The sequence below is a fragment of the Paractinoplanes ovalisporus genome (genome assembly GCF_016834655.1).
Taxonomy (GTDB): domain Bacteria; phylum Actinomycetota; class Actinomycetes; order Mycobacteriales; family Micromonosporaceae; genus Actinoplanes; species Actinoplanes ovalisporus.
Window position 1 is genome coordinate 1 of sequence record NZ_JAENHP010000008.1, and the last position, 16,855, is coordinate 16,855.

The window sequence follows — 16,855 nt, forward strand, 5'->3', positions numbered from 1 at the left end:
GGCGTGTGGACACGCCGCACCCTGCAACCACCCGACCGGGCGGCTACGACGCCATGCCGATGTCCGGAGACATACCTATTCCGATGACGCGAGACACCCTATTCCGATGTGCTGAGCCAGGACACTGCCGGGCGCGCTTGAGTCTTCCTGGGGCCCGAGCCCCAGACCCCACGCCGTGGGGGCAAGCCCCCCGGATCCCCCATCGTCGTGTTCGCCGGCCGATCCTCAACCAGCACCGGGCTTCGGGCTGTGCGGTCCGCACTCCACCAGCGTTACCGCCCGATTTCGGCGCGGGGCCGTCGCTCCTGCAGCGTCTCGGATGTCAGATAGCCCGACAGCCGGGCGATGGAGCTCTCACGCGCGCTTGGACGAGCGACCGAGTTCCGGGCGGACGGGACGCCGTTCCCACCGAGCCCGGAGCAGCAAGACAGAGCCTTCCGATCCGTCGTCGCAGGTTCGCATCGTGCCGGGCACGGTCGTATGCCCTATCCGCCCGGAGTTGCGCTCCGCGCTTGAGCGCGTACGGAGCGAGTTCGAACCTGCGTGGGCTTCACCGCGTGGTTGCAGGCGACGTACTCAATCTCCTGCGCGGTGCACCCGAGACCGTCGCCGCCGCGGAGGGCCACGGAAGGCAACAGATGACTCTCGCAATGATTGCTATGGGTGCGATTCCGGGCATCGCTCTGGTCGTTCTGCTCGGCCGCCTGGGTGCCCGGACAAAGAGCATCAGAATCACCACCCCGGTCGGCCAGCTGCTCGTCGAGTTCGGTCTCACCGCGGATGAGATCGCAGTCGAGAAACTCCGCCTCCTGGTGGAGATCAGCTCACGAGTCTCCGATGCGGAGTTTCGCTCGCTCGCGCTCGTGACCTTGAGCGATTACCTCCGACGAGATACGGCCCCCGGCCCGTTCGATCCGCCTACGCCGAACAGGTATCAGCTGCCTACGATGCCTCCGCCTCCGTTCGGCGCAGGGCGCACCATCGACGGGTCCGCCTACGGCGCTCCGAACTCGTCCGGTGATCTTTGGAGCCCGCCTCCGCCGGGTTATTAGCGCGGATCAGGCGTCAGCGGCGGACGAACCAATAGTGGGCGACCGTTTCGGAGGCGGCGAAACGGTCGACCCGGTAGCCGGCCGTGGCGTCGTCGCCTAGGAGGCGTTCGCCGCCCCCGAGCAGGATCGGGACTACCGGCACGTGCATCTCGTCTACGAGGCCGGCCTTCAAGTAAGCGCGGACCGTGGCCACGCCGCCGCCCACGCGTACATCCTTGCCGTTGGCGGCGGTGAGAGCCTGGGACAGAGCTGCCTCGATGCCGTCGGTTACGAAGTGGAACGTGGTGCCGCCCTTCATGGCTACCGACTCGCGTGGGTGGTGGGTCAGCACGAACACGTCGTGGTGGTAGGGCGGCTCGTCGCCCCACCAACCGGTCCAGGACTTGTCGGGCCAAGGGCCTCGGACGGGGCCGAACATGTTGCGGCCCATGATGTGGGCTCCGATGTTGTCGACGCCGGCCTCGAGCACGTCGTTGTCCAAGCCGGTCTCGCCGGCGTCGGGATCGGAACTGCCGAATCGGGTCTTCCAGAAGAAGTCGTGCAGGGCCTCGCCGCCGATGCCCAAGGGCTCCGAAAGACTCTGGGCGGGGCCGGCCGCGTAGCCGTCGAGGGACGTTGCCAGGTTGTGCACGCGCAGCTTCGCCATGCCCAGCAGGGTCTCACAGGGCGCGCGGCGAGGTGACCGTCACGACCAGCAGGGTCTCACAGGGCGCGCTGCAAGGTGACCGTCACGATCAGCAGGGTCTCATAAGGCGCGGGGCAGGGTGACCGTCACGACCAGGCCGCCTTCGTCTCTTGCCTCGGCTCGGGCGTCGCCGCCGTGGGCGCGGGCCACGGCGCGGACGATGGAGAGGCCCAGGCCGGCTCCGGGGGCGTGCAGGCGTTCGGCGCCGTAACGGTGGAAAGGTTCGAACAGGCCGGGCACCTCGTAGCGCGGGATCGCGGGGCCCGAGTTGCTGACCTCGAGCACGACCCAGCCGTCGAGGCGGGTGCCCGTACGGACCCGCACCCAGCCGTTCTCCTCGATGTTGTGCCGTACGCCGTTCTCGACCAGGTTTTGCACCAGGCGCTCGAGCAGCACGGGGTTCCCGGCGACCGTTGCCTCCTTGGGGTCGGTGAGCACCTTGACCGTGTCGGAGACGGCGACGTGGTCGACGATGTCGGCCAGGTCGACATAGGACCGTTCGACCACCGGGCGTTCCGATTGCGCGAGCAGCAGCAGGCCGTCGATCAGGCGGCCGTGCCGGTCGTTGATGGCGAGCAGGGTCGAGCCGAGCTGGCGCACCTCCTCCGACGCCGCCTCCTGGGTGAGCGCCACCTCCAGCAGGGTGCGGTTGAGCGTGAGCGGCGTACGAAGTTCGTGGGAGGCGCTGGCGATGAACCGGCGCTGCCCGTCGAAGGAGTGGTCGAGCCGGGCCAGCATGACGTCGAACGTGTCGGCCAGTTCCTTGATCTCGTCCTGGGGACCGGTCAGCGCGATCCGCTCGTGCAGGCCGCGGTCGGCGTCGGGGGCGTCGGCGATGCGCCGGGCGGTGGCGGTGATCTGCTGCAGCGGCTGGAGCATGCGGCCGGCCACCAGCCAGCCCAGGGCGATCATGGCCGCGCTCACCACCACCAGCGCGATCGCGCCCTGGGAGAGCAGCGTGGCCAGGGTGTTGTCCCGGCTCTCGGTGAGGAAGCGCTGGTTCCCCACCACGCCCGGCCCGGAGGCGTCGATGTCCACTTTGGCCAGAACGGTCGGCAGGCGCTGCGAGAACAGCACGGCGGTGGCGCCCAGCAGCACCAGGCCGGCCAGCACGAACAGGCCGCCGTAGACGAGGGTCAAGCGGCCCCGCACGGTGAGTCTCATGGGATGCGGTACCCCACTCCCGGTTCGGTGAGCACGACGGCCGGGTCCCCGAGCTTGCGTCGCAACTTCAGAATCGTCATCCGTACGGCGTGGGTGAACGGATCGGCGTTCTCGTCCCACGCCTTCTCGAGCAGGGTCTCGGCCGACACCGCCGTGCCGTCGGCGCGCAGCAACTCGGCCAGCACGGCGAACTCCTTGCGGGACAGCGGAACGTAACGCCCGTCGCGGAAGACCTCGCGCCGGTGCGGGTCGAGGCTGATGCCGGCGCGGCGCAGCACGGGGGGCGCGGCAGGCCGGGAACGCCGCCCGAGAGCGAGGACCCGGGCGCTCAGCTCGCGCAGCGCGAACGGTTTGGGCAGGTAGTCGTCGGCGCCCAGGGACAGGCCGGTGACCCGGTCGTCGATCCCGGCCGCGGCCGTCAGCATCAGCACCCGGGTGTCGCCTCCCCGTTCCACCAGCGCGCGGCACACGTCGTCGCCGTGCACGCCGGGCAGGTCGCGGTCGAGCACCACCACGTCGTAGTCGTTGACGTCGACCCGTTCCAGCGCGGCGCCACCGTCGTACACCACGTCGACCGCGTGGGCGTCGTGGCGCAACCCCTGCGCCACCGCGTCGGCCAGCAGCGGCTCGTCCTCGACCACCAGGATCCGCATGCGCCCATCCTCCCGCGCGACGGCGTCACCTGGGCGTCACGTTTTCCGCCGCGACCGAGACCCGCGGCCAGGACGCGAAGCCGAACGCCACAGCCGAGCCGAGACCCGTGGCCGAGACGCGGAGCCGAACGCCCGAGCCGAGACCCAGGGCCGGACGCCGCGGCGTCACTTCAGCGTCACGTTTTTGCGTGACGGCCGGGAAACGTCGCGCTCGCTTTCATTCGAAGCCGTGGCGGTCACCGTGGCCGCCGACGGAGGTGAACCATGCGTACGGGAAAGGTTGTTGTCGTCGTGGCCCTGCTGGCGCTCGCGTCGGCGTGCGGGGCCGAACCGGCCGACGGGAACGGGGTGGCCACCGCGCAGAGCGGCACGACCGCCACCCCGAGTGCGTCCTCGTCGTCGGCGACGACGCGTGACGAGGACATGCCCCTCAAGTACGCGCAGTGCATGCGCGCCAACGGCATGACGTGGTTCCCCGACCCCGATCCGTCGGGGCGGGTGACGATCCGGACGCCGAAGGGCATGGATCCGAAGAAGTTCGAGGAGGCCAACAAGGCGTGCCGGGAGTTCGCGCCCAACGGCGGCGACACCGCCCAGGCCAACCCGGAGATGATCGAGCAGGCCCGCAAGATGGCCAAGTGCATGCGTGAGAACGGCGTGCCCGACTTCCCCGATCCGCAGGCCAACGGCTCGATCCAGCTCGACCGCAACAAGCTGAACTCCGGCCCCGGCGACGCCACCTTCGACAAGGCCGAGGAGAAGTGCCAGCAGTTCCTGCCGGACGGCGCGGGCCAGACCCGGGTCGGCGAAGGGAAGAAGGCATGAGCCGGCGACGCACGACCGGGGTGGTGGCCGGCGTGCTCACGGTCGGCGCGGTCGCGGCGGCGGTCACCGTCATCAACCTGCCGCCGGCCGAGAGCGGCGACGGCACGACCGGCAACACTCCCGCCGAGACAGCCGAGATCACCCGGGAGACGCTGATCGACCGCGAGTCGCACGACGGGACGCTCGGTCACGGCGACACCAGCACCGTCACCGCGCGTGGTTCGGGCACGGTCACCGGGCTGCCCGCGAGCGGCGCGGTCATCACCCGGGGCAAACCGCTCTACCACCTCGACAACAAACCCGTTTCCCTCCTGTACGGGGCCCTGCCCGCCTACCGGACGCTGCGGCCCGGTGTCGAGGGCGCCGACGTGCTGCAGTTCGAGAAGAACCTGCGCGCGCTCGGTTACACGGGATTCACGGTCGACGACGAGTACACGTCCGCCACCGCCGACGCCGTCGAACAGTGGCAGGACGACCTGGGACTCGGGGAGACCGGGCGCGTCGAGACGAGCCAGATCGCGTACGCGAAAGGGCAGGTCCGTGTCGACTCGCTGAGCGCGGAAGTCGGCGCCGTCGTGCAGCCGGGCACCGAGGTGCTGCGGACGACCGGCACGACGATGGTGGCGACGGTCCCGCTCGAGGTCGACGACCAGCGACTGGCCCGCAAGGGCGCGACGGTCGACGTCGAGATGCCCGACGGCAGCACCGGTAAGGGGAAGATCACCGGCGTCGAGACCGTGGTCGAGCAGGGCCAGGGCAACGAGGAGGACACCACCGTGATCCAGGTGACGGTGACCTTCGCCAAGTCGCCGAAGGGCCTGGACGAGGCCTCGGTATCCGTCGATTTCGTCGTCTCGCAGCGGCCGGACGTGCTCACCGTTCCGGTGCCGGCGCTGCTCGCGCTGGCCGAGGGCGGCTACGGGCTCGAGGTCGTCGAGAACGGGAGTTCCCGCATCGTCGCCGTCAAGACGGGCCTGTTCGCCGACGGCCGGGTCGAGGTCTCAGGCGGCGGCATCACGGCCGGCATGCAGGTGGGGGTGCCGTCATGACCACCGGCGACGTCACGGTCCGCGGCCGAAAAGGGGTGCCGTCATGACCACCGGCGACGTCACGGTCCTCGCCCAGAAGGGGACCGCAGTGATCGAACTCGCCGGGGTCACGAAGGCGTACCCGGGCGGGGTCACCGCGGTCCGGTCGGTCGACCTGGCCGTCGAGTACGGCGAACTGGTCGCGATCGTCGGCCCGTCCGGTTCCGGCAAGTCGACCATGCTGCACCTGATCGGCACGCTCGACCGGCCCACCCACGGGTCGGTGCGCATCGACGGCCACGATGTGGCGACGCTGACCGACCGGCAACTGTCGGCGTTGCGCGCCGGGCGAATCGGCTTCGTGTTCCAGCAGTTCCATCTGGCGCCGGGGCGCACGGCGATCGCCAATGTGGCCGACGGGCTGCTCTATTCCGGCGTACGGAGGAAGGAGCGCGAGTGGCGCGCCGAGGCCGCGCTGGTCCGGGTCGGCCTGGGTGACCGGCTGACCCATCGGCCCCACCAGCTCTCCGGCGGCGAACGGCAACGGGTCGCCATCGCCCGGGCGGTGGCGGGGGACCCGGCCGTGCTGCTGGCCGACGAACCGACCGGCAACCTCGACTCGGTCTCCGGCGCCGGCGTGGTCGAACTGCTGCGGGAACTCAATGAGGCGGGCACGACCGTCCTGGTGATCACGCACGACCACGAGATCGCGGGCAGCCTGCCCCGGCAGGTGCCGATGCGGGACGGGCAGGTGGTCTGAGATGGCGCTCACCCCGGCCCGGCTACGGGCGTCCGACCTGTTGCGGCTCGGCGGCTACGGGCTGCAGTCCCGGCCGTTGCGGGCGGTGCTCTCGGCGCTGGGCATCGCGATCGGGATCGCCGCCATGACCGCGGTCGTCGGCATCTCGTCGTCCAGCCGGGCCGACCTCGACCGCGAGCTGGCCGCCCTCGGCACCAACCTGCTGACCGTGACGCCCGGGCAGACCATGTTCGGCGACGAGGCCACGCTGCCCGACTCCTCGGTGACGATGATCAAGCGGATCGGGCCGGTGCAGTCGGCGACCGCGACCGGTCTGGTGCCGTCCACGCCGGTCTACCGCACCGACAAGATCCCGCCCGGGGAGACCGGCGGCCTCTCGGTGCTGGCGGCGACGCCGGACCTGTTGGGCACGGTCGGGGGCGAACTGGCCCGGGGCAGCTGGCTCAACGCGAAGTATCCGACGGTCGTGCTCGGGGCGACCGCCGCCCGGCGGCTCGGGAACGTGCCGACGGTCTGGATCAACGGCCGCTGGTGGACCGTGACCGGGGTGCTGAAGCCGGTGCCGCTGGCCCCCGAACTCGACCAGTCGGTGCTGGTGGGCTGGGATTCGGCGGCGGCCTACCTCGGGTTCGACGGTCACCCGACCACGGTCTACACCCGCTCGGCGGACGCCTTTGTCGAAGCCGTACGGCGGGTGCTGGCTCCCACGGCCAACCCGTCGAGCCCCGACGAGGTCAAGGTGTCGAAGCCGTCGGAGGCCCTCGCGGCGCGGCGGGCCACCAACGACACGTTCACGGCCCTGATGCTCGGGCTGGGCGCGGTGGCGTTGCTGGTGGGCGGCATCGGGGTGGCCAACACGATGGTCATCTCGGTGCTGGAGAGACGGGCCGAGATCGGTCTGCGGCGGTCCCTCGGGGCCACACGGGGGCAGATCCGCACTCAGTTCGTCACCGAGTCGCTGCTGCTGTCGCTGCTGGGCGGCGCGGCCGGGGTGCTGCTCGGCTATCTGGTCACGGGGCTCTATGCGGTGACCCAGCACTGGCCGACGGTCGTACCGGCGTGGGTTCTGCTCGGCGGGGTCGGCGCGACGCTGGTGATCGGGGCGGTCGCGGGGTTGTACCCGGCCATCCGCGCGGCCCGGCTCGCGCCGACAGAAGCACTGGTCACGGCCTGACGCGGCCCGGCCGGCGCCGACGGAAGCACTGGTCACGGCCTGACGCGGCCCGGCCGGCGCCGACGGAAGCGCTGGTCACGGCCTGAACCGGGCGGTCGTGTCACTGTTGGGAGGTGACCGGACGATCTCGAACGGTGGTGGCGCTCGCCGCGGTGGGCGCCACCTTCGTGCTGGTGGCCCTCGGCTTCTACGCGGCCCTGCACGTCCGGCCCCCGTCGGCCGAGCTCGACTGGACGCGACGGACCATCAGCCAGTACGCGCTTCTGGAGAACGGCTGGTGGTTCGACGCGGCGACGCTGCTGCTGGCCGCGGGCTCGGTCGCGGTTCTGGAAGCGGCGCGGCGGGCCGGGGTCGTCCGCGGCGGCGCGGCCGTGGCCCTGCTGCTGTGGGCGGCCGGCCTGGTCGGCGTGGTCTGGTTCGAGAAGCACAACTGGGCCGTCGGCCCGTCGATGAGCGGCGACATCCACCGCGTGGCGAGCGTCGTCGCCTTCCTGAGCCTGCCGGTGGCGGCGCTGCTGGCCACCGCCCGCTCCTGGCGTGACACCGGCGCCCGCCTGGTCGCATTTGGTGGCGCGCTGTCGCTGCTCTGCTTCACCCCGATCCTGTGGGCCGTGTTTTCCGAGCCGTGGACCGGGGTGCGCTGGTGGCGGGCCATCCCGCTCGGCGCCGTGGAACGCGCGCTGGGGCTGGTCGAGGTGGTGACGCTGCTGTTGATCGCCGGGTGGGCGGTCTACGCCGCGAGCTCGACGATGCGGTCGGCGACCCGTCCGACGGCGGTGGCGTCGAACAGGATCGAGTAGTGGTTGACGTCCGGAACCAGCTCGACCGGGAACCGGACGTCCGCCAGGCGACCCGCGTCGTACAGCCCCTGCGCCTCGTTCAGCATGCCGCGTTCGGCGTACAGAAGCCGTACGGGGCAATCGATCTTGGGAATGACACTCTCGGTCATCAGCGTGTCGGTGGCGTCGGCGCGCACCGCCTCCAACGAGCACGACGAGCGGTCACCGGCAAAATCCCGGAGCACGTACGCCTCGATGTCCGGTTCCCAGCCGTCGGCGAGCGCGGGGTGTCGCCGGAAGAAGCTCACGTACGCCTCGGCGCTCGGAAACGTCATGCTCAGGCGCTGCATGGCGGGGCCGATGACGGCCTCCAGCACCTGGTCGATGCCGACGCCGGACGGAACCGGCAGGGGCAGCCCGCCGTCGACCAGCAGGATCCCGCTGATCCGGTCGGGATAGGCGGCGGCCGTCGACCCCACGACAAAACCGCCCATCGAGTGCCCGACCAACGGCACGCGCCCGACACCCAGATGATCGGCGATCGCGATGAGATCGGTGGCATGAGAGGCCATCCCGTACGGGCCGGGCAGCGCGTTGCTGCGGGCGCGACCGCGCAGGTCAGGGGCGACGAGCTGGACCCGCCCGCCGAGCGCCCGGGCCAGCCCCTCGAAGGCGAGCGCGTTGGCCGTGATGCCGTGGGCGGCCAGCACAACCGGGCCCGTTCCCGGCCACCGGCACACCCGCAGCGCGCCGCCGGCCACCTCTACGTCGAACTCGTCCATGTCAGTGCGCCGTCCATCCGCCGTCGATCGCGATCGAGGCCCCGGTGATCAGGTCGGCGGCCGGGGTGCACAGGTACGCCACCAGCTCGGCCACCTCCTCCGGGGCGATCAGCCGCTTGATCGCGGCCCGGTCCAGCATGATCTTCTCGATCACCTCGGACTCGCTGATGCCGTGCACCTGCGCCTGGTCGGCGATCTGCTTGTCGACCAGCGGGGTGCGTACGAAGGCCGGGTTGACGCAGTTGGAGGTGACGCCCCGGCCCGCGCCCTCGAGCGCCACGGTCTTCGACAGCCCTTCGAGGCCGTGCTTGGCGGTGACATAGGCGGCCTTGAACGGCGACGCGATCAGCCCGTGCACCGAGGAGATGTTGACGATGCGGCCCCACCCCACGCCGTACATGTGGGGAAGGACCCGGCGGACCAGGCGGAACGGTGCCTCGACCATGACCCGCTGCAGATAGGCGAACCGCTCGGGCGGGAACTCGGGCAGAGGCGCCACGAACTGCAGTCCGGCGTTGTTGACCAGGATGTCGACCTCGGCCTGAAGCGTGTCGACGGCGGCCGGATCGGACAGGTCGGCGACCACCGCCTGCCCGCCGATCGCCTCCGCGACCTCCTTGGCGGCGTCGTCCGCGACATCCACCACCAGCACCTTCGCGCCGGCCGCGGCCAGCCGGGTCGCCACCGCCCGCCCGATGCCGCTGCCGGCCCCCGTGACCAGGGCGGTCCGCCCGGCCAGCTGGAGCCCGACCACCTGTGTCGTCGTCATAGGGCCGAACCTACCCCGCCGATGTGAGGCAAACCGGCGACCGGACCTTCTCACTTCGATCATGCGGACGGGGATGCTCACTACCGTCGCCGTCATGAGAGCGGTCAGCATCAAACAGTTCGGTGACCCCGACGGCATGGTCGTGGTGGAAAAACCCGACCCGGTCCCGTACGCCGGTCAGGTGCTCGTCGAAACCGAGGCGATCGGCGTCGGCGGGGTCGACGCGGTGATCCGGCGCGGCACCCTGGGCGGCTTCCCCGAGGGTCTCATCCCCGGCAGTGAGGTGGCCGGGGTGGTCACCGCGGTCGGCGCGGGCGTCGACTCTTCGTGGGTGGGCCGGCGGGTGTGGGCCTTCACCGGCGTCGGCGGCGCGTATGCCGGGCGGGCGGTCGCGCGTATCGAGGATGTGACCCCGCTGCCGCCCGCCCTGTCGGCGGTCGACGCCGTGACCATCGGTGGCGCCGGCCCGGTGGCGCACTTCGCGCTGGCCCACGTGGGGTATGCCGCCGGTCAGTCGTTGTTGGTCCGCGGCGCGGCCGGAAGCATCGGCATCATGACCGTCCAGCTGGCGTCCTCTTCCGTCGCTGTGACTACCTCGTCTGCGGCGCGGGGCGAGCGGCTCCGCGCGCTGGGTGCCACGACCGTGCTCGACCGTTCCGGTGGCGAGGACGAACATGACGTCATCCTCGACATTGTCGGCGGTCCCGACCTGCCGTTGTTCCTCGACCGCCTGTCCGACAACGGTCGTCTGGTGTCGGTCGGTGTGGTGGGTGGCTTCCCGCCCGCCGATTTCGGCATGGCGCTGGTGCGCTCGTTCCAGCGCTCCCGCACGTACGCCACATTCAGCCTGAACACGATTCCCGAGGGCGACCGCAACGCCGTACGGGAAAAGCAGTTCGAGGCCACCGTACGGGGTGACCTCCGCGCCGTGGTCCACGACGTGCTGCCCCTGGACGAGGCCGCCGAGGCGCACCGCCGCATGGACGCGGGCGAAGTCTTCGGCCGGATCGTCCTGACCGTCTGATCGCACCCGACCTGCGACAACGCGGACGACGCCGCCGAGATCGTGCGGCCGAGCCTCGCCGCCCCGTACACACTGAGCTGTGGAAATGTCGAGGGCGGCGGCAGCGTGGGCGTGGCCGTAGCCGACCCCGGTCAGACCCCCGACGAGGTGATCGAGGCCGCCGACAAGCAGATGTACCTGTCCAAAATGCGTCGCCGGGCCATGGCCGGAGCCTCGATACTGCCGCGGTGACTCTGCTACCCAAGGCCTTGGTCCCCGGCGATCTGATCGTCATCGCGGCGTTGTCCGGCCCCCTGCCTGCGGCCTACGAGCCCAACCTCGTGCAGGCCGAGAAGGTGCTGGAGCGGATGGGATTCCGCGTCCGGCGGGCGCCGCTGCTCGAGGCCGACCGCCGGCGCTGGTGGAGCGCGGCCCGGCCCGAGGAGATCGCGGCCGAGCTGAACGGCCTCCTGCGCGACCCCGAGGTGCGCGCGATCATCGCGAACGACGGCGGACAGACCGTCTTCGGCTACCTCGACCTGATCGACTACGAGGCGATCCGGGCCGACCCCAAGCCGATCCTCGGATACAGCGACATCTCCCTGCTGCACCTGGTGCTCCACGCCCGTACGGGATTGGCGGGCTTCCACACCGACTTGGCGACACCCGGCTTGGGCGGTTCGTGGCCGGCCGCCCCCGCCGCCCGGCAGGCCGAGCTGGAAAACCTCTACTCCACGCTGCTGACCAGCACCGACCCGATCGGCCCGCTGCCGTCCTCGCCGTCGTGGGAGTGCTGGCGCCCCGGCCGCGCCGAGGGAACCCTGATCGGCGGCGTGATCAACCGCATCGCGCTGGTCCAGGCCACGCCGTACGCGCTTCCGCTGGACCGTTTCGACGGCGCGATCCTGTTCTGGGAGGAGATCGGCGGGTTGGCCGCATACGTGTGGACCTACCTGCACGTGCTGCGCCACAGCGGCATCCTCGACCGCATCGCCGGCATGGTGGTCGGCATTCCGCGCGACATCGAAGGCCTGGGCGACCCCACCCTGCAGGAGATCGTCCTGGACGTCCTGGGCAACCGTGACATCCCCGTCCTGGGCAACGTCGAGTTCGGACACGCCGCCCCCAACCTGCCCATGCCAGTCGGCCTCCGCGCATCCCTGAACGCCGACGAACGAACGCTGTCCCTGCTCGAACCGGCCGTGCGACCCGGATGAGTGAGACGCCAAGCGCCGGGACCCGAGTCGTTCTCGTCGACGACCTTCGGTCATTCGTCGATGGCCGCCGGGCTGAGGTGGCTCGCACGAGCGAGGCCGGCGTGCGGCTTCTCGAGGGATACCGCGGGCGGCGTCTCGACGAGCTCTGGCTCGACCACGACCTCGGCGAGGACGACACGATCTGGCCGGTCGTGGAGGTTCTCGAACGCGCTGCCTTCGACGGCCGCCCGTTGGACATCGGCGTCATCAAGATTCACTCAGCCAACCCAGCGGGCGCCGCGAAGATGACCCAGGCGCTCCGCCGTTGGGGCTACCGAGTAACGCCGGCATCCGGTTCCACAGCCGTCGGATACTTGGACAAGCCTGTCAGTCCGGCGGAACCCCCGGCTTGACGTGCCGGGGATCTGCCGACGAACGGGACGATGGGGGATCCACGGGGCTTGCTCCCACGGCGTGGGGTCTGGGGTTCGGGCCCCAGGAAGAATAAAGCGCGCCCGACACAAAGCGCGCCCGGCAGCGTCCGGCAGGATTCGAATCTGCAACGACGAATTAGAGGTTCATCCAACCCCGTGTGGATCTCCCCTCGACTGTCCGCAGTGGTTTCTGTCTGTCCAGGTAGACACCACTGCAAGTACAGGATGTCTAAGCACGCGTTCGGACATGCCGGCGTCTCAAGATTCCGCGCCAAACCTGTGCCCTAAACGGAGGGCTCTCCGTTCACGGCTTCGTGATTCTGACCTCACGGCGCGTCCGCGGGTGGCCTCTGGTTACCCCAGACGTTTGTCGCCGGTTGTGTCGACGTCCAGCTCGCTTACTGGTGTGGATTAGGTCGACAGTGCGGCCCATTCCTTCTGGGAGCACCGAGACATCCGCTTGGCACTGGGGGCGGAGGCGCCGACCCGACGGCAACGAGAGTTGAGCCTCCACGTATCGTTAGGCTAGCTTACGCCACGGAGACGAACTTTCCCGCCACCACTTCGACTCCATCGGCCTTCATGCCATCAAAGATTCGGGAAACCTGCCATCCCTTGGCGTACTTGGCTACAGTTCCGCCAGCACTCGGAAGGCGTTGAAGAATCGCCATCCGCGCTAAAGCCAAAGAAATTTTCCCGGCGTATATGCTATGAAGCGCATCGGGAAAATCGCCACGGTCTGGGTGCTTTATCGTGTTGTAATTACTTGCCATTGCTCTGGCGAACTCGATCCGGCTTTCCGCAACTGCAGAGACGTCGATATCGAGTGCATCAATCACTCGGTAGAAGTAGGTGCTGGTCGTAGGCCTAGCGCTCACGCTAGTCAGGGTGGGTTCTTCGCCGAAGGCTGAACCTAGGGCAATGCCTAGCGCCTCGACGCTCATCGAGCAATTTATAACCTTGTCTTCCGCAAAGGTGTGGGGGCGCTGCAATATCGACGCTACCGGAAGGATGGACCGGCGCGAACTGTCATACTCCTTCGACCACCATTCGAGATCTGACGCATCTAGGTTTTTACTAGCAACTATTGGCCAGTCCGATGTGGGTACGGCGTCTTGGCTATTCTCGGATATGGTGCCCGCGCAAATAATTCGCTCGTAAGCCGCGCCTCGGATTTTACCGTCGAGCATTCGGATCCCGAACCCTTGATCTCTCACAAAATGCTCGACAAAGCGCACGCCGGGTCCGGCAAGGATCGACAATAGGTCACGGAATTTCCTGTGCTCGGCAAGGTGCCTGTCGACCGGGCTAGGCTTCGGGAATCGACTTTCGAGGATAGCGTCGTCTGCCAGATGGATGCCGCGGCCAGTTGCGTCGGATTGTGTCCAATGTGTCGCAATGCTCATTCGAGCAGGTCCCTGTTCCCACTCGAAACCTCTATTGGACTGGACTGTGTAATCGACTCGCATCTTCCGGGGGCCCGCGCGGTCAACGAGCTCGGTCGACCAATCGATTGACGATAGATTCGACCATGCAGCCAAGCCGTCAATCCGCGAGACCATTTTTGTCACAAGAAGCCGGCTATCAGCCTGGCCGGTGCGTTCGGCGAAGACAGCCTCTCGCGCTCGCAGCCGTCCGATATCGAGATGGGTGCCCTTGACGGAGCGGATCACCCTGCAGTCGTAGAGTGAAACGTAAAGATCTTCCGATCTGAACAGCAGGCTAGACGGGGCTATGTCGTTGTTGAACCAGCTCGCTGGAACCACAAACTGCTCGGTACCAAATTCGATATACGGAATTTCTGCAAGCACACCTAACTTGCGGTCGATCCAAATAGATCCAACAACGCATTGATGGGCAACACCATCAGCGTAGATGAATATTCCGGTGCGCTTGTCGCCTGGCTCCAATGCCGACTTTCTCATATTCGATAGCTCCCCGCGTGACTACTAACGGCTAGCCGGACTCTAGCGGGTGAATTCTGGCGTTGTAAATTGAGATAAGAGCTCATAGATGTTCGAACCCCATCCGGGGTGTCTCGATCTCGGCGTGACCCGTGACTGAGGTGGCACTCAGCCGAGAGTCTTGTACAGGCATGCGGCGGCGCGCTAACTGGCCTCGCGCGAATCGGCTGTGGCCTGTGCGCCAACAACAGTCATTCCTCGGCCAGATACGCTCTCCGGAGCGAGAAGCGGCTGATGATCAACTTTGGCTGGTGCCGCAGCGCCTTCCCCAAACGAGCCAAAATAGCAAGATGATCGGAACGCCGGTCGTGGGGCGCTGGGCGACACGATGATGGGGATCCGGGGGCTTGCCCTACGGCGTGGGGTCTGGGGCTCGGGCCCAAGGCGAGGGCAGTCCAGCGCGCCCGGCAGTCCGGCAGGCGAATTTGCGACCGACGGATTAGAAGCCTGCTGCCCTATCTGCTGAGCTCCGAGCGCATCGCGCCACAATTTGAGTTCGAGTGCGGCTTGGCGTCGCTGCCTGCGAGCAGCCGCCGTGGTCTTGAACCGCTGGCCACGGTCGGCCCTACCTCTTGTCGTCGAGGTCAGCAGCCGACACGACGGTCATGGTAGGTGTCTGCAACCCGGGACCCCACGAGCCACTCGAAGTCATCCCAGTAGGTAGAAGGTGGTCTTGAACCGCTGCCTGGCTGCAAGGACATGGGAGCCGATCACGCCCACGGTTTCTAGCCGGCGGTTCGGCCGTAAATATCTTCGGCACTTCGAAAGATCGTCACGGGGGTCGCCGGCCGGACCGTTGCGTGCGGGCTGTCACCTGAGCCCGGACCCGGCTCAGCGGTCGACCGCGGTCAGGTAGGCGCGGACGAAGAAGCCGCCGACAACGGCTCTGTGCAAGTGGCCGGCCGCTACGAAGTCTTCGGCGGCCAGAGTTACGTGCAGGTGGACCCTTCCGTCGACGACCTCGCCTGTTCCCGACAACTCCATCGGCTGCGAATAACGACGAACGTGGTCGACGCTCTCGTCGTTCCTGGCCATGACCGAGATGTCGGCCTCGTTCACCGCTCCGATCAGGGTGATGACAGCGCCGCCCAGGTCGAGGCGGTCGACCTCCTGCTGGACGACCTGAAGCACCTCTTCGCCGCCGCTGACATGAACGACACGAGTGGACACCCAAACTCCCAAGGACGAGCGACGCAGACACAGCCGCGAGGAAGTCAATCAGTCTCAGGAACCAGCGGCGAGAGTCCCGACCAGTCACAAGAGCCGACGACGCGAAAGATGCTGAGCCCGTCGACCAAGCCACAGGAGCCGGCAACACGTACACAGCCGAGCGGAAGGCGGTCAGTTGCGGGAGTCGGCGGAGCGTTCGGACTCGCTGTGGTTGGGTGTGTCGGGTTCGGACTCGGTGGCGGCTCGGCGCGCCAAACCGATCACGCCCACGGTCATGACCAGGGCGGCGAAAGCGATCGCGGCCAAGCCGGCCCCTCCGAAACGGAAGCCCTCGTTGAAGACGACCACGCCGGCGATCGCGGCCACGATCGGGTTGGTGACGCTCACCGTGGCCAGTGGGGCCGCCATGCCCGCGCGGCCGTAGGAGAGCTGGCCCAGCAAGTAACCCCCGGTCGCGAAGACCAGCACGGCCACGCCGCCGAAAGGTGACACGGCGCTCAGGCCGTCGCCGGTCAGGGCGGCCAGCACCGCCTTGGACAGCACCGAAGCGATGCCGAAGGCGGTGCCGGCGGCGGCCGCGAGCAGCACCGAACGCACCCGTGGACCGGCGGCCCACGCGGCCAGCGACAGCACCGCCACCACGGCCAGGGTGATCAGCGCGAGATGGCGGTCGTCGGGCTCGGCCAGCACGGCCGGCGCGTCGGATTCGACGGAGAGCGACAGGATCAGGGCGAGGCCGAGGACGGTGAGGACGGCGTCGATCCACGAGGCCCGGCCGATGGGTGTGCGGTAGCGCAGGGCGGCGATCGGCAGCGCGAAGAGCAGGGTGAGCGTGCCCAGGGCCTGCACGACGGCGACCGTGCCGAAGTTGAGCGCCACCACGTGAAGCACGACGCCACCGGCGGTGAGGAGCAGGGCTTTGGCCCACCGGGACCAGCCACGCTGACCGTGTTCGGCCAGGCGTTCCTGGGCGACCGCCGCGGCCGCGTAACTGGCCGCGGAGAGCACCGAGAACGTGACCGCCCACCCCAGCGATCCCATTTGCACCCCCTGGATCCGAGTCTGCCAGACCCGGGCCGGGCCCTCAGCCCGTGTCGTCGCTCACAGTGGCGCGAGCCGGGGGCGAAGCCGAGCGGCCACCCGCCGGGGACGAAGCCGAGGACGAAGCCAGGCGGCCACCCGCCGGGGACGAGGCCAGGCGAGCACGCCGGGCCTCAGCCGCGCGGGCGCGCCGAACCTCGGCCAGCCGGGCGGCATGGCGGTCGATCAGGCCGTGGGCGCGGCGCCGGGCGAACTCCTGGCGCTCGGCCGCACGGGCCCGGCGCCGGCTTTCGGACTGCTCGACGGCGGCACGGAGACGGGTCTGCCAGTCAGTTTCGACGATGTTCGATGACATGCCGGCATTCTTCCGTGGGGG

Annotated in this window: 19 protein-coding genes; 10 read left to right on the forward strand and 9 right to left on the reverse strand. The window is 68.7% G+C overall.

Translation table 11 applies throughout. The annotated features are described in order from the left end of the window. Positions 1-557: 557 nt before the first annotated feature. The gene (locus JIG36_RS24220; protein WP_203378691.1) at positions 558-1,052 is read left to right on the forward strand and encodes a hypothetical protein; all 495 of its coding nucleotides are present in this window, start codon (positions 558-560) and stop codon (positions 1,050-1,052) included. A gap of 13 nt (positions 1,053-1,065) precedes the next feature. Here the strand turns inward: JIG36_RS24220 and JIG36_RS24225 are convergent, their stop codons facing one another. From JIG36_RS24225 to JIG36_RS24235, 3 genes are all read right to left on the reverse strand, one after another. Beyond that, complete coding sequence (locus tag JIG36_RS24225) at positions 1,066-1,698, reverse strand: dihydrofolate reductase family protein (RefSeq protein ID WP_203378692.1); 633 nt, start codon at positions 1,696-1,698, stop codon at positions 1,066-1,068. A 99-nt stretch (positions 1,699-1,797) separates the two neighbouring features. After that, positions 1,798-2,901 carry a sensor histidine kinase gene (locus JIG36_RS24230; RefSeq protein WP_203378693.1) on the reverse strand — a complete coding sequence of 368 codons (1,104 nt, stop codon included), beginning with the start codon at positions 2,899-2,901 and terminating at the stop codon, positions 1,798-1,800. Next, positions 2,898-3,554 carry a response regulator transcription factor gene (locus tag JIG36_RS24235; protein WP_203378694.1) on the reverse strand — a complete coding sequence of 219 codons (657 nt, stop codon included), beginning with the start codon at positions 3,552-3,554 and terminating at the stop codon, positions 2,898-2,900. The genes JIG36_RS24230 and JIG36_RS24235 overlap by 4 nt, the downstream gene beginning before the upstream one ends. 264 nt (positions 3,555-3,818) lie before the next feature. On the opposite strand from JIG36_RS24235, the gene JIG36_RS24240 reads away from it, so the two are divergent. The 5 genes from JIG36_RS24240 to JIG36_RS24260 all read left to right on the forward strand — a co-directional run bounded on the left by JIG36_RS24240 (position 3,819) and on the right by JIG36_RS24260 (position 8,141). Continuing rightward, positions 3,819-4,379, forward strand: a complete 561-nt coding sequence (locus JIG36_RS24240; RefSeq protein WP_203378695.1) for a hypothetical protein — start codon at positions 3,819-3,821, stop codon at positions 4,377-4,379. Continuing rightward, a complete protein-coding gene (locus JIG36_RS24245; protein ID WP_203378696.1) occupies positions 4,376-5,428 on the forward strand; it encodes an efflux RND transporter periplasmic adaptor subunit in 1,053 nt (350 codons plus the stop codon). The genes JIG36_RS24240 and JIG36_RS24245 overlap by 4 nt, the downstream gene beginning before the upstream one ends. An 88-nt stretch (positions 5,429-5,516) precedes the next feature. Then, on the forward strand, positions 5,517-6,167 hold the full coding sequence (locus JIG36_RS24250; protein ID WP_203378989.1) for an ABC transporter ATP-binding protein: 651 nt from the start codon (positions 5,517-5,519) through the stop codon (positions 6,165-6,167). Position 6,168: 1 nt separating this feature from the next. Further along, on the forward strand, positions 6,169-7,341 hold the full coding sequence (locus JIG36_RS24255) for an ABC transporter permease (protein WP_203378697.1): 1,173 nt from the start codon (positions 6,169-6,171) through the stop codon (positions 7,339-7,341). A gap of 113 nt (positions 7,342-7,454) precedes the next feature. Further along, positions 7,455-8,141 (forward strand): DUF998 domain-containing protein, encoded by a 687-nt coding sequence (locus JIG36_RS24260; protein WP_203378698.1) that lies wholly within the window; start codon positions 7,455-7,457, stop codon positions 8,139-8,141. Here the strand turns inward: JIG36_RS24260 and JIG36_RS24265 are convergent. Continuing rightward, a complete protein-coding gene (locus JIG36_RS24265) occupies positions 8,072-8,902 on the reverse strand; it encodes an alpha/beta fold hydrolase (protein ID WP_203378699.1) in 831 nt (276 codons plus the stop codon). The two genes, JIG36_RS24260 and JIG36_RS24265, sit on opposite strands and share 70 nt — an antisense overlap. 1 nt (position 8,903) lies before the next feature. Continuing rightward, a complete protein-coding gene (locus JIG36_RS24270) occupies positions 8,904-9,734 on the reverse strand; it encodes a 3-hydroxybutyrate dehydrogenase (RefSeq protein ID WP_203378700.1) in 831 nt (276 codons plus the stop codon). A gap of 31 nt (positions 9,735-9,765) precedes the next feature. Here JIG36_RS24270 and JIG36_RS24275 point away from each other — a divergent pair, with 31 nt between their 5' ends. The 4 genes from JIG36_RS24275 to JIG36_RS24290 are packed head-to-tail and all read left to right on the forward strand — an operon-like array spanning position 9,766 to position 12,283. Continuing rightward, positions 9,766-10,695 carry a zinc-binding dehydrogenase gene (locus JIG36_RS24275; protein ID WP_203378701.1) on the forward strand — a complete coding sequence of 310 codons (930 nt, stop codon included), beginning with the start codon at positions 9,766-9,768 and terminating at the stop codon, positions 10,693-10,695. A gap of 42 nt (positions 10,696-10,737) precedes the next feature. Further along, entirely contained in the window at positions 10,738-10,926 is a 189-nt protein-coding gene (locus JIG36_RS24280; protein WP_203378702.1) for a hypothetical protein, read from the forward strand. Then, positions 10,923-11,891, forward strand: a complete 969-nt coding sequence (locus JIG36_RS24285; RefSeq protein ID WP_203378703.1) for a S66 peptidase family protein — start codon at positions 10,923-10,925, stop codon at positions 11,889-11,891. Before JIG36_RS24280 ends, JIG36_RS24285 begins: the two co-directional genes overlap by 4 nt. Continuing rightward, on the forward strand, positions 11,888-12,283 hold the full coding sequence (locus tag JIG36_RS24290; protein ID WP_203378704.1) for a cyclic-phosphate processing receiver domain-containing protein: 396 nt from the start codon (positions 11,888-11,890) through the stop codon (positions 12,281-12,283). Before JIG36_RS24285 ends, JIG36_RS24290 begins: the two co-directional genes overlap by 4 nt. 551 nt (positions 12,284-12,834) lie before the next feature. Here the strand turns inward: JIG36_RS24290 and JIG36_RS24295 are convergent. The 4 genes from JIG36_RS24295 to JIG36_RS24310 form a co-directional block, all read right to left on the reverse strand. Then, entirely contained in the window at positions 12,835-14,229 is a 1,395-nt protein-coding gene (locus JIG36_RS24295; RefSeq protein WP_203378705.1) for an ApeA N-terminal domain 1-containing protein, read from the reverse strand. Positions 14,230-15,099: 870 nt separating this feature from the next. Continuing rightward, complete coding sequence (locus JIG36_RS24300; protein ID WP_203378706.1) at positions 15,100-15,438, reverse strand: PPC domain-containing DNA-binding protein; 339 nt, start codon at positions 15,436-15,438, stop codon at positions 15,100-15,102. A gap of 171 nt (positions 15,439-15,609) precedes the next feature. Then, positions 15,610-16,479 carry a DMT family transporter gene (locus JIG36_RS24305; RefSeq protein ID WP_203378707.1) on the reverse strand — a complete coding sequence of 290 codons (870 nt, stop codon included), beginning with the start codon at positions 16,477-16,479 and terminating at the stop codon, positions 15,610-15,612. 43 nt (positions 16,480-16,522) lie between these two features. Then, positions 16,523-16,834, reverse strand: coding sequence for a hypothetical protein (locus JIG36_RS24310; protein WP_203378708.1), 312 nt, complete (start codon positions 16,832-16,834; stop codon positions 16,523-16,525). Positions 16,835-16,855: the final 21 nt, after the last annotated feature.

What these genes read in the sequence shown, in the direction of transcription:
- JIG36_RS24275 (WP_203378701.1), top strand. Translation starts at nt 9,766, where the DNA reads ATGAGAGCGGTCAGCATCAAACAGTTCGGTGACCCCGACGGCATGGTC.
- JIG36_RS24230 (WP_203378693.1), bottom strand. Translation starts at nt 2,901, where the DNA reads ATGAGACTCACCGTGCGGGGCCGCTTGACCCTCGTCTACGGCGGCCTG.
- JIG36_RS24240 (WP_203378695.1), top strand. Translation starts at nt 3,819, where the DNA reads ATGCGTACGGGAAAGGTTGTTGTCGTCGTGGCCCTGCTGGCGCTCGCG.
- JIG36_RS24245 (WP_203378696.1), top strand. Translation starts at nt 4,376, where the DNA reads ATGAGCCGGCGACGCACGACCGGGGTGGTGGCCGGCGTGCTCACGGTC.
- JIG36_RS24255 (WP_203378697.1), top strand. Translation starts at nt 6,169, where the DNA reads ATGGCGCTCACCCCGGCCCGGCTACGGGCGTCCGACCTGTTGCGGCTC.
- JIG36_RS24310 (WP_203378708.1), bottom strand. Translation starts at nt 16,834, where the DNA reads ATGTCATCGAACATCGTCGAAACTGACTGGCAGACCCGTCTCCGTGCC.
- JIG36_RS24295 (WP_203378705.1), bottom strand. Translation starts at nt 14,229, where the DNA reads ATGAGAAAGTCGGCATTGGAGCCAGGCGACAAGCGCACCGGAATATTC.
- JIG36_RS24270 (WP_203378700.1), bottom strand. Translation starts at nt 9,734, where the DNA reads ATGATCGAAGTGAGAAGGTCCGGTCGCCGGTTTGCCTCACATCGGCGG.
- JIG36_RS24305 (WP_203378707.1), bottom strand. Translation starts at nt 16,479, where the DNA reads ATGGGATCGCTGGGGTGGGCGGTCACGTTCTCGGTGCTCTCCGCGGCC.
- JIG36_RS24265 (WP_203378699.1), bottom strand. Translation starts at nt 8,902, where the DNA reads ATGGACGAGTTCGACGTAGAGGTGGCCGGCGGCGCGCTGCGGGTGTGC.
- JIG36_RS24290 (WP_203378704.1), top strand. Translation starts at nt 11,888, where the DNA reads ATGAGTGAGACGCCAAGCGCCGGGACCCGAGTCGTTCTCGTCGACGAC.
- JIG36_RS24225 (WP_203378692.1), bottom strand. Translation starts at nt 1,698, where the DNA reads ATGGCGAAGCTGCGCGTGCACAACCTGGCAACGTCCCTCGACGGCTAC.
- JIG36_RS24235 (WP_203378694.1), bottom strand. Translation starts at nt 3,554, where the DNA reads ATGCGGATCCTGGTGGTCGAGGACGAGCCGCTGCTGGCCGACGCGGTG.